The sequence below is a fragment of the Elioraea sp. Yellowstone genome (assembly GCF_006704265.1).
In the GTDB taxonomy this organism is placed as follows: Bacteria; Pseudomonadota; Alphaproteobacteria; order Acetobacterales; family Acetobacteraceae; genus Elioraea.
Genome location: NZ_VIKA01000105.1, coordinates 1 through 11,105, shown reverse-complemented (window position 1 = coordinate 11,105; position 11,105 = coordinate 1). Strand labels below are relative to the sequence as shown.

General features: G+C 73.8%; 10 protein-coding genes. 5 read left to right on the top strand and 5 right to left on the bottom strand.

Features of this window, described 5'->3' with window-relative positions; translation table 11 throughout:
* From addA to FK498_RS13640, 4 genes are all read left to right on the top strand, one after another.
* Nucleotides 1–2,924 (top strand): double-strand break repair helicase AddA (gene addA, locus FK498_RS13655; protein WP_141855443.1); only part of this gene is annotated, 2,924 nt, incomplete at its 5' end.
* Between the two features lie 75 nt (nt 2,925–2,999).
* Nucleotides 3,000–3,326, top strand: coding sequence for a thioredoxin TrxA (gene trxA / locus FK498_RS13650; protein WP_141855441.1), 327 nt, complete (start codon nt 3,000–3,002; stop codon nt 3,324–3,326).
* Nucleotides 3,327–3,411: 85 nt separating this feature from the next.
* The gene (locus FK498_RS13645; RefSeq protein WP_141855439.1) at nt 3,412–4,518 is read left to right on the top strand and encodes a PQQ-dependent sugar dehydrogenase; all 1,107 of its coding nucleotides are present in this window, start codon (nt 3,412–3,414) and stop codon (nt 4,516–4,518) included.
* Entirely contained in the window at nt 4,515–5,039 is a 525-nt protein-coding gene (locus FK498_RS13640) for a cupin domain-containing protein (protein WP_141855437.1), read from the top strand. Before FK498_RS13645 ends, FK498_RS13640 begins: the two co-directional genes overlap by 4 nt.
* Here FK498_RS13640 and FK498_RS13635 read toward each other — a convergent pair.
* On the bottom strand, nt 5,026–5,967 hold the full coding sequence (locus FK498_RS13635; RefSeq protein ID WP_141855435.1) for a helix-turn-helix domain-containing GNAT family N-acetyltransferase: 942 nt from the start codon (nt 5,965–5,967) through the stop codon (nt 5,026–5,028). The genes FK498_RS13640 and FK498_RS13635 overlap by 14 nt on opposite strands.
* Nucleotides 5,968–6,248: 281 nt before the next feature.
* Here FK498_RS13635 and FK498_RS13630 point away from each other — a divergent pair, with 281 nt between their 5' ends.
* Nucleotides 6,249–6,560, top strand: coding sequence for a hypothetical protein (locus tag FK498_RS13630; protein ID WP_141855433.1), 312 nt, complete (start codon nt 6,249–6,251; stop codon nt 6,558–6,560).
* Between the two features lie 25 nt (nt 6,561–6,585).
* Here the strand turns inward: FK498_RS13630 and FK498_RS13625 are convergent, their stop codons facing one another.
* Genes FK498_RS13625 through trpB form a run of 4 tightly spaced genes read right to left on the bottom strand, consistent with a single transcriptional unit; the run spans nt 6,586 to nt 10,874 of the window.
* Nucleotides 6,586–7,860, bottom strand: coding sequence for a folylpolyglutamate synthase/dihydrofolate synthase family protein (locus tag FK498_RS13625; RefSeq protein WP_141855431.1), 1,275 nt, complete (start codon nt 7,858–7,860; stop codon nt 6,586–6,588).
* Nucleotides 7,861–7,867: 7 nt separating this feature from the next.
* A complete protein-coding gene (gene accD / locus FK498_RS13620; protein ID WP_141855429.1) occupies nt 7,868–8,776 on the bottom strand; it encodes an acetyl-CoA carboxylase, carboxyltransferase subunit beta in 909 nt (302 codons plus the stop codon).
* Nucleotides 8,777–8,823: 47 nt separating this feature from the next.
* The gene (gene trpA, locus FK498_RS13615; RefSeq protein WP_141855427.1) at nt 8,824–9,660 is read right to left on the bottom strand and encodes a tryptophan synthase subunit alpha; all 837 of its coding nucleotides are present in this window, start codon (nt 9,658–9,660) and stop codon (nt 8,824–8,826) included.
* Nucleotides 9,657–10,874, bottom strand: coding sequence for a tryptophan synthase subunit beta (trpB, locus tag FK498_RS13610; RefSeq protein WP_141855425.1), 1,218 nt, complete (start codon nt 10,872–10,874; stop codon nt 9,657–9,659). The genes trpA and trpB overlap by 4 nt, the downstream gene beginning before the upstream one ends.
* Between the last annotated feature and the right edge of the window lie 231 nt (nt 10,875–11,105).

The following is an 11,105-nucleotide window of genomic DNA, read 5'->3' as shown; positions in this document are numbered from 1 at the left end:
GCCGTGCACGGACCGATCCGTCCGCCACCGCCGTGCTGCCCGCGCGCGGCAGGCTCGGACTCGCCGCGATCGGCAACAGCCCCGAAGGGGTGGCGGCGGCGCAGCGGCGCGTGCTCGGGCTCGACATCGACGACACCGAAGCCTCCCTGCTGGCGGAGGCCTGCGATCCGCCGGCCGCGGTGGCGGATGCGCTGGCGCGGCTCGCCGCCGCCTGGATCGGCGCGAACGGCGCGCAGGCGGAGGGCGGGCACGCCTTGCGCGCCTGGCTCGACGCCGCGGTGGCGGCGCGCGCGGCGCGGTGGGATGCGTACCGACTGCTGTTCCTGACCAGGACCGGCACGCCGCGCGCCGAGAAGTCGGTGGCGCCGAAGGCGGTGCGGGCGCTCTGCGCCGACGCCTTCGCGATCGCCGCCGCCGAGGCCGACCGCGTGCTGGAGGTCGAGCGCCGGCTGCGCGCGGTCCGTCTCGCCGAGGCCTCCGCCGCGCTCGCGCATGTGGGCCTGCCGGTGATCGGCCGCTACCGCGAGACCAAGGATGCGCGCGCGGCCCTCGACTACGACGACCTGATCGCCGCGGCGCGCCGCCTGCTCGAGACCGACGGCGCGGTCGAGTGGGTGCACTACAAGCTCGACCAGGGCATCGACCACGTGCTGCTCGACGAGGCGCAGGACACCAACCCGGACCAGTGGGCGGTGGTCGGCGCGCTCACGGCGGAGTTCTTCACCGGCGAGGGCGCGCGGCCGGGGCCGCGCACCATGTTCGCGGTCGGCGACGACAAGCAGTCGATCTACGGCTTCCAGGGTGCGGATCCGCAGTCCTTCGTGGACTGGAAGGGGATCTTCGAGCGCCGCGCGCGGCAGGCGCGCGCGCGCTGGCAGCCCGAGAGCCTGACGCTCTCGTTCCGCTCCGTCGCCCCGGTGCTGGCGCTCACGGATGCGGTGTTCGCGGCCGAGGCCGGGCGCGGGGTGTCGCTCGCCGGCGAGACGATCGCGCACCGCGCCGCGCGCGCGGGCCATGCCGGGTCGGTCGAGCTCTGGCCGCTCGTCTCCGGCGCCGAGGTGCCGGAGCCCGAGGCTTGGGAGCCGGTGGTCGAGCCGGTCGAGCCGCCCGATCCGGCGCAGCGCCTCGCGGTCGCGCTCGCGCGGCGCATCAAGTCCTGGATCGGCCGCGAGGCGCTGGCCGCGCGCGGACGCCGCATCCGCGCCGGCGACGTGATGATCCTGGTGCGACGGCGGGACGCCTTCGTCGCCAAGCTGGTGCGCGAGCTCAAGCGCGAGCAGGTGCCCGTCTCCGGGCTGGACCGGCTTGCCCTCGCCGAGAGCCTGCCGGTGCAGGACGTGCTCGCGCTCTGCCGCACGGCGCTGCAGCCCGACGACGACCTCTCGCTCGCCGAGGTGCTGCGCGGCCCGTTCTGCGCCGTCGACGAGGAGAGCCTGTTCGCGCTCGCGCGCGACCGCGACGATCCCGCGAAGCCGCGGCCCTACACGCTCTGGAGCGCGCTGCGCGACCGGAGGGCCGAACGGCGCGAGTGGGAGGAGGCGGCGAGCCTGATCGAGGAGATCGCCGCGCGCGCCGACTACGCCCGGCCCTACGACGTGCTCGCGCATCTCCTGGGCGAGAGGCGCGGCCGCTGGCGGCTGCGCCGGCGGCTCGGCCCGGATGCCGCCGACCCGATCGAGGAGCTGCTCGCCCAGGCGCTGCACTACGAGCAGCTCGCCCCGCCCAGCCTGCAGGGCTTCGTGCACTGGATCGAACGCAGCGGCCTCGAGGTGAAGCGCGAGCAGGAGGGCACGGGCGACGCCGTGCGCGTCATGACGGTGCACGCGGCGAAGGGGCTGCAGGCGCCGATCGTGATCCTGCCCGACACCGTGCGCGAACCGCGCGTGCAGGAGACCGTGCTCTGGGCGGACGATACGCTGCCGCACCAGCCGCGCATCCCGCTCTGGGCACCGCGCGCGGACCTGCGCGATCCCGTGTTCGACGACCTGCTCGCCGCCGAAGGCGCGCGCCAGGATGCCGAGCACCGGCGGCTGCTCTACGTCGCGCTCACCCGCGCCGAGGACCGGCTGATCGTCTGCGGCTGGTACCGCGCGCGCGGCCCCGCGGACGGCTCCTGGTACCGGCTGGTGGAGGCCGGCTTCCACCGCCTGCCGGGAGCGGCGCCCTTCGCCTTCGACAGCCGCGCCTGGGCCGGCGAGGCCGGCTGGGAGGGCGAGGGGTGGCGGCTGGACGCTCCGCAGGAGCGCGACCCGGCGCCGGATCTGCGCGAGGCCGAGGCGCCGGCGCTGGTCCGCCCGCCGCTCTGGGCCGAGACGCCGGCCCCGGCCGAGACGCCGACGCCGCGTCCGATCCGCCCCTCGCGCGAGGACGGCGAGGAACCGCCGGTTGCCCCCCCGGTCCTGCCCGGCGACCGCGCCGGCCGGCGCTTCCGGCGCGGGCGCATCATCCACGCGCTGCTGCAGCACCTGCCGGACCTCCCGCCCGATGATCGGGCGGCGGCGGCGCGCCGCTTCCTCGCCGGCCATGACACCGACCCGGCCGAGGCCGAGGCGATCGTCGACGAGACGCTCGCGATCCTCGCCGATCCCGCCTTCGCCCCCCTGTTCGCGCCCGGCAGCCTCGCCGAGGCGCCGATCGTCGGCCGGATCGGCGCGCGCGCCGTCAACGGCCAGGTGGACCGGCTGGCGGTCACCGCCAAGGCGGTGCTGGTGGCCGACTACAAGACCAGCCGTCCGCCGCCCGACCGCGTCGAGCAGGTCGCCCCCCTCTATCTGCGCCAGATGGCGGCGTATCGCGCCGTGCTGCGCCAAGTCTTCCCCGGCCGCGCCGTGCGCTGCGCGCTGGTCTGGACCCATGCCGCGCGGCTGATGCCCCTGCCGGACCGCGTGCTGGACGCCCACGCGCCCGACGCAGGGGAGGGCTGAGCCATCCCCCCGCTTGGACGGCCCCCCGCGCCGCACGATATCCTCGGCGACGATGCAACTCTCGGGAGCCTGCGCATGAGCGCGAACACCAAGTCCGTCTCCGACCAGAGCTTCGAGTCCGAGGTGCTGAAGGCCGAGGGTCCGGTGCTGGTGGATTTCTGGGCCGAGTGGTGCGGCCCCTGCAAGGCGATCGCGCCGGCGCTGGAGGAGATCGCCAAGTCCTACGAGGGCAAGCTCACCGTGGCGAAGGTCAACATCGACGAGAACCCCGTCACGCCGAACCGCTTCGCCGTGCGCGGCATCCCGACGCTGATGCTGTTCAAGGGCGGCCAGCCGATCGCGACCAAGGTGGGCGCGGACAGCAAGAGCAACCTCACCGCCTGGGTCGAGCAGAACATCTGATCGGCTGACAGGGCCGCGAGCGGGGGTTTTCCCGCTCCGCCCGCAGCGCCACCTCCCCGGCGGTCCATCCGTCGGGGAGGTCGTCATGAGAGCCCTGCTGGTCGCCGCCGCCGGCCTTGCGTTTGCGGCACCGCTCGCCGCGCAGGAGGTGGTGCGCACCGAGCGCGCCTCGTTCCGTATCACGCCGGTGGCGCAGGGGCTGGAGCATCCCTGGGGCCTCGCCTTCCTGCCCGATCAGCGGATGCTGGTGACCGAGCGGCCCGGCCGGGTGCGGCTGGTCGGCGCGGACGGCACGCTCTCGGCTCCGCTGGGCGGCCTGCCCGAGACGGTCGCGCGCGGCCAGGGCGGCATGCTGGACATCGCGCTGCCCCCGGACTTCGCGACCAGCGGCACGGTCTATCTCTGCCAGGTGCAGCGCGGCGAGGGCGGGTTCTCCTCGACCCTGGTGCGCGCGCGCTTCGCCGAGGACCGGTTCGAGCGGGCCGAGACGCTGTTCGCGGCCGAGCCGCGCGCGACCACGGGGCAGCATTTCGGCTGCCGCCTCGCCTTCGGTCCGGACGGGATGATCTACATGGGGCTCGGCGATCGCGGCCGGATGGAGCGCTCGCAGGATCTCGCCGACCACAACGGCTCGCTCCTGCGCCTGACCCCGGATGGTCGCGTGCCGCCGGACAACCCCTTCGTCGGGCGCACCGACGCACGGCCCGAGATCTGGTCCTGGGGGCACCGCAACATCCAGGGCCTCGCGGTGCGGCCGGGCACCGGGCAGCTCTGGCTCCACGAGCACGGCGCGCAGGGCGGCGACGAGGTCAACCTGGTCAAGCGCGGCGCGAACTACGGCTGGCCGCGCGTCACCCTCGGGGTGAACTACGGCGGGGCCGAGATCACGCCGCACCGGTCGCTGCCGGGGATGGAGGACCCGGTGCATGTCTGGACGCCCTCGATCGCGCCCTCGGGGCTCGCCTTCTACCAGGGCGACGCATTCCCGGGCTGGCGCGGCAGCATGCTGGTGGGCGCCCTGCGGGCGCGCGCGCTGGTGCGCCTGACGCTGGAGGGCGACCGGGTGGTGGCCGAGGAACGCATCCCGGTCTACGGCGAGCGCATCCGCGACGTGCGCATCGGCCCCGACGGGCGGGTCTATCTGCTGACCGACGATCGGCGGGGCGCGATCTGGCGGCTCGACCCGGCATGACGGCGACGATCGAGACACACCTGTTCGCCGCCCCCTCGGGCGGCGTGCCCAACAACCCCCATCTGCCGCTGCTGGTCTATCGCGGCGTGCTGGACGAGGCCGAGCGGTCCGCGGCAGCGTTGCGCAGGCTTGCGGGCGCACGCGGCTGGCACGGGTTCTGGCAGGGCGGGGTCTATCCGTTCCACCACTTCCATGCCGACGCGCACGAGGCACTCGGCGTGATCGCGGGCCGGGCGCGCGTGCAGTTCGGCGGCCAGGGTGGGGCGAAGGTGGAGCTCGCCGCCGGCGACGCGGTGCTGGTCCCCGCCGGCGTCGGCCACTGTGCGCTCTGGGGCAGCCCTGATTTCGCCTGCGTCGGCTTCTACCCGCCGGGCGCGGAGCCCGATCTCGCGCGCGGCGAGGCGCCGCCGGGCGACGCTCTCGCGCGGGTCGCCGCCGTGCCCCTGCCTGCGACCGATCCGCTGTTCGGCGAGGACGGGCCGCTCGTGCGGCTCTGGCGCGCGCGCGTCAGTCCGGCGTGAGGTCGCGCTCCCAGGTCTCGGAGACGAGGTCCTTGCCGAAGCTCGTGTGCGGCTCGCGCGCGGTGCAGACGAAGCCCGCGCTCTCGTAGATGTGCCGTGCCGCGACCAGCACGTCGTTGGTCCAGAGCGTCATGCGCGCATAACCGACGCCGCGGGCAAAGCCCATCGCGTGCTCGACCAGGCGCCGTCCGATGCCCAGGCCGCGCGCCTCGGGCTCGACCAGCAGCAGGCGCAGCTTGGCGGTGCGCGCATCCTGGCGCACCACGAACACCGAGCCGACCGGCGCGCCGTCGCGTTCGGCGATCCAGCCACCCTCGCAGGCGGGGTCGTGCGCGCGCAGGAAGGCCGCGACGATCTCGGCGACCAGCGCTTCGAACTCGGCGTTCCAGCCGTATTCCTGCGCATAAAGCCGGCCGTGGCTCTCGACCACCCAGCCGCCATCGCCCGGCCCGAGCGGGCGGATCAGCCAGGGTGCGGGCGCATCGGTGTCAAGCAGTGCCTCGATCGTGCGCATCGCCGCGACCAGGCGCGGCCGTGCCGACGCCGGCAGGGCGGCGAGCAGGCGGCGCACCTGGGCGCGCGAGGCCGCATCCAACCCGGCGAAGGCCTCCCGCCCCGCCTCGGTGAGCCGGAGCGTAGCGCGGCGCCCGTCCTCCGGCACGGGATCGCGCGCGATCAGCCCATCGGTCTCGAAGCGGCGGAGGATGCGGCTGAGATAGCCGGCGTCGAGGGCGAGCCGGCGGGCAAGCTCGGCCGCGCCGAGTTCCGGCGCCTGGGCGAGCTCGTAGAGCACCCGCGCCTCGGTCAGCGCGAAGGGGCTGTCGAGCAGCCCCTCGCGCAGCACGCCCAGGTGACGGGTGTAGAAGCGGGTGAAGCGGCGCACCGCGGCGATCTGCCGGTCGAGCGGGGTGTCGAGCGATCCGTCCATGGTCGCCTTCTCCGTGGAGCAATCAACTGCTTGCTCTAAGCAAGTATCTCTCCCCGACCCAGTGTCTGCAAGCCCGTCGCGCGGCGGCAGGCGGACGATCGCGGAGGACCGAGGGGCGCATTCGTCCACGAGAAGCGGCCGGTTACATATCGCGCACGAATAGAAACGATCGGCCACCGCTCCGCAGCCCGTCGCCAAGCCATGGCGAAACCACGGCATCGCCCGCGCACGGGCGCCCGCCGGGACGGTCCCGACGGGTCGTTCCAGGAAAGGACACGCCGATGACCAAGACCCTCTTCGCCGCCCTCGCCGCGCTCACGATCGCCGCCGCGCCGGCGCTGGCCGATGGCGAGCAGCCGCATCCCGGCTTCATCACGCCCACCTATGCCGGCGGCTTCGTCGGCGCGCAGTCGGGCGAGAGCGCCGGCGGGTTCGACCTCTCGCGCGCGATGCCGCTCTACAGCGGCGGGCAGATGATGGACCAGCAGGGCTCCGAGGGCGCATCCAGCTTCGACGCGATGCTGGCACCAAGGTCGGCCGTGGGAACGCCACGAGCGGGCTCCGCGGCTGAGCCGGCCACCTCCCGAGGCTAGGCGTCGCGCCAGCGCGACGCCTGGCTCAGCCGTTCTCGCGCAGCACCACGCCGGCGAGGTAGAGGCTGCCGCAGATCAGCACGTTTCCGGGACGGTCGGCGGACGCGACGATCGCGGCGAGCGCATCCGCCACGCGCGGGCCGATCCGCGCCGCCCCGCCCGAGGCGGCGACGATCTCCTCCGGCGCCTGCGCCAAGTGCTGGTCGGGTTCCGCGACGGCCCAGAGGCTCGCCGCGTGCGGCAGGATCGGCGCGAGGAACCCCGCCGTGCCCTTCCCCCTCTTCATCCCCACGATCACGTGCCAGGGCCGGTCCGTCACGGTGGCGAGATGGATCCCCAGCGCGCGGCCCGCATCCGGGTTGTGGCCGCCGTCGAGCACGAGCGACCATCCCGGCGGCAGCATCGCGACGAGCGGGCCGCGCGTCAGGCGCTGCAGCCGCGCCGGCCATTCCGCGCGCGCGATCCCGGCCGCGATCGCCCGGGCGGTCAGGCGCGGATCGGCGAAGGCGCGCATGGCGGCGACCGCGATGCCGGCATTGTCGTGCTGGTGGATCCCCGCGAGCGCGGGCGGCGGCAGGTCGAGCGCGCCGGCGCGGTCCTCGTAGCGCAGGCCCGTCGCCGTCGGCGCGATCGTCCAGTCGTGCCCGCGCGCAGCCAGGGCGGCACCCACCGCTTCGGCCCGCGCGGCGAGCACGCCGAGCGCGCGCGGATCCTGCTGCCCGGTCACGGCCGGCACGCCGGGCTTGAGGATGCCCGCCTTCTCGAACGCGATCCGCTCGATCGTGTCGCCGAGGAACTCCATGTGGTCCATCGCGATCGAGGTGATCGCGCAGACGGCCGGGCGGTCGACCGCGTTGGTCGCGTCGAGCCTGCCGCCGAGCCCCACCTCGAGCACCAGGAGGTCGGCGGGCTCCGCGGCGAACAGCAGGAAAGCGGCCGCGGTCGCGATCTCGAACACGGTGATCGGATCCTCGCCATTGGCGCGCTCGCAGGTCTCGAGCGCCTCGGTGAGCGCGGCGTCGTCCACCAGGCGGCCGGCCAGCCTGATCCGCTCGTGGAACGTGACGAGATGCGGCGAGGTATAGACGTGCACGCGCATCCCCGCTGCCTCGCCGATCGCGCGCAGGAAGGCGCAGACCGAGCCCTTGCCGTTCGTGCCGGCGACGTGGATCACCGGCGGCAGGCGCCGTTCGGGATGGCCGAGCCGCGCGAGCAGGCGCTCGATCCGCCCCAGGCTGAGGTCGATCAGCCTGGGATGCAGCCGCGCGAGGCGCTGCATCACCGTATCGGCGGCGGCCATCGAGGCGTCAGGGGGCGGGAACGGCGGGGATCGCGATCACCTCGGCCGCGGGCCGCTCCGCCTCGAGGCGCCGCGCGTCGCCGAGCAGGAGGAGGACGCGCGCGAGCGTCGCCTTCATCTCGCCGCGCCTGACGACCAGATCGACCATGCCGTGCTCGTGGAGGTACTCGGCGCGCTGGAACCCGTCAGGCAGCTTCTCGCGCACGGTCTGCTCGATCACGCGGGCTCCGGCGAAGCCGATCATCGCGCCGGGCTCGGCGAGGTGGATGTCGCCCAGCATGGCGAAGGAGGCGGTCACACCGCCGGTGGTCGGATCGGTGAGCACGACGAGATACGGAAGCCCGGCCTCCTTCACCATGCGCACGGCGATCACGGTGCGCGGCATCTGCATCAGGCTGACCGCCCCCTCCTGCATGCGCGCCCCGCCCGAGGCGGTGAAGACGACGAGGGCCGCCTCCTGTAGCACCGCCAGCCGCGCCGCGGCGAGGATCGCCTCGCCCACCGCCGCGCCCATCGAGCCGCCCATGAACTCGAAGGCGAACACGGCGACCACCGCCTTCTGGCCACCGATCGTGCCGTGCGCGACCAGCACCGCATCCTCGAGCCCGGTCTCGCTGCGCGCGGCCTTCAGCCGGTCGGTGTAGCGCTTCTGGTCGCGGAAATGCAGCGGATCGGTCGGCACCTTCGGCAGTTCGATCACCGCGTAGCCTTCGTCGAGCACCGAGGCGAGGCGCTCGCGCGCGGGCAGGCGCATGTGGTGGCCGCACTGCCCGCAGACGCGCAGCGACTTCTTCAGATCCTCGTGGAAGATCATCTGCTGGCAGGACGGGCATGTGTGCCAGAGATTGTCCGGCACCGGCTTCTGGCCGAGCAGGGTGCGGATCTTCGGGCGGACGAAGTTGGTGAGCCAGTTCATCGAGGGACTCTCAGGAAACCCGGTTCACGGGATGCCGCGGCCGCCCGTCATGCGGCCCGGCCGACCCGCGCCCCGCGCACGCCGGCGGCGAGTGCGCGCACCTGGTCGAGCACCGTCTCGACCGTGCCGGGCTTGAGCTTCCCCGCCTCGTCGAGATTCGCCGCGATCGTGTCGATCAGCGCGGACGCCACCACCGCCGCATCGGCATGGCGCGCAACCGCTGCGGCGTGCTCGGGCGTGCGCACGCCGAACCCGACCGCGACCGGAAGGCTCGTGGCGGCGCGCACGCGCGGGATCGCCTGCGCGAGATGCTCCTCGGTCGCGGTGCGCGTGCCCGTGATGCCGGTGATCGAGACGTAGTAGACGAAGCCGCCCGCGCCGGTCAGCACCGCCTTGAGCCGGTCGTCATGCGTGGTGGGCGCCACCAGCCGGATCAGGTCGAGCTTCGCCCCGCCGGCGGGAACGGCGAGCTCCTCGGCCTCCTCGGGCGGCAGGTCGACCACGATCAGCCCGTCCACGCCGGCCGTTGCGGCATCGGCGCAGAACCGCGCCACACCGTAGGCGAGGATCGGGTTGTAGTAGCCCATCAGCACGATCGGCGTGGCGTCGTCCTTGGCGCGGAACCCGCGCACGATGTCGAGCGTGACGCCGAGCGTGGCGCCGCCCTTCAGCCCGCGCTGGCCGGCGCGCTGAATGGTCGGCCCGTCCGCCATCGGATCGGTGAAGGGCATGCCGATCTCGATCAGATCGGCCCCCGCAGCCGGGAAGCCGGCGAGCAGCGCCTCGGTGGTCGCACGGTCGGGATCGCAGGCCTCGACGAACGGGATGAGACCGGCGCGGCCCTCGCGCCTGAGCGCGGCGAAGCGGGCGGCGATCCGGCTCACAGCTTCACCCCCAGGGCCTCGGCGACCGTGAAGATGTCCTTGTCGCCGCGGCCGCAGAGATTCATCAGGATGATCGCGTCCCTGTCCATGCCGGGCGCCATCTTCATCACCTGCGCGAGCGCGTGCGCCGGCTCCAGCGCCGGGATGATCCCCTCCGTGCGCGTGCAGAGCTGGAACGCCTCCAGCGCCTCCGCATCGGTCACCGCGACGTACTCGACGCGGCCGAGCTCGTGCAGCCACGCATGCTCCGGGCCGACGCCGGGATAGTCGAGCCCGGCGCTGATCGAGTGCGCCTCGAGGATCTGGCCGTGCTCGTCCTGCAGGAGATAGGTGCGGTTGCCGTGCAGCACGCCGGGCCGCCCGCGCGAGAGGCTCGCCGCGTGCTGCCCGCTGTCGAGCCCGTGCCCGGCCGCCTCGACGCCGACGAGACGCACGGAGGCGTCGTCCAGGAACGGGTGGAACAGCCCCATCGCGTTCGATCCGCCGCCGATCGCGGCGATGCACACATCCGGCAGGCGTCCGACCGCGGCGTCGAGCTGCGCCTTCGCCTCGGTGCCGATCACCGACTGGAAGTCGCGCACCATCGCGGGATAGGGATGCGGGCCGGCGACCGTGCCGATCAGGTAGTAGGTGTCGGCGACATTCGCGACCCAGTCGCGGAGCGCCTCGTTCATCGCGTCCTTCAGCGTCGCCGCGCCCGATGTCACCGGCTTCACCTCGGCGCCCAGCAGCTTCATGCGGAACACGTTGGGCGACTGCCGCGCGACATCGGTCGCCCCCATGTAGATGGTGCAGGGCAGGCCGAACAGCGCGCAGACGGTCGCGGTCGCGACACCGTGCTGGCCGGCGCCGGTCTCGGCGATGATGCGGGTCTTGCCCATGCGCTTCGCCAGCAGGATCTGGCCGATGCAGTTGTTGATCTTGTGCGCGCCGGTGTGGTTGAGCTCGTCGCGCTTGAACCAGACCTGCGCGCCGCCGAGCTGTGCCGTCAGCCGTTCGGCGAACCAGAGCGGGGACGGACGGCCGACATAGTGGGCGAGCAGGCGGCGGAACTCGGCGTCGAATGCCGGATCGCGCTTGGCCTCCTCGTAGGCGCGCTCGACCTCGAGGATCAGCGGCATCAGGGTCTCGGCGACGTAGCGCCCGCCGAAGATGCCGAAATGGCCCCGCTCGTCGGGGCCGGTGCGCAGCGAGTTGGGCAGCGGCTTGGTCAAGAGGCGGCCTCCCGTCCGGAAGACGGCCTCTTAGCGGAAGGCCGCGCCAGGGCCTAGAGCCGATCGCGCGCGGCCGGAGCCGCCCCTGTGCGCGACGATGCTCGCAAGGAGTGCCGCGAGCGGCCTCCGCTGCTGCGGACGCCGCTCGAGGGGGCAGCGTCCCCGCCGGCCTCGCGGGCGGGGACGCTGCGGCCGGCATCAGCCCCGCGCGGCGGCAACCAGGGCCGCCCG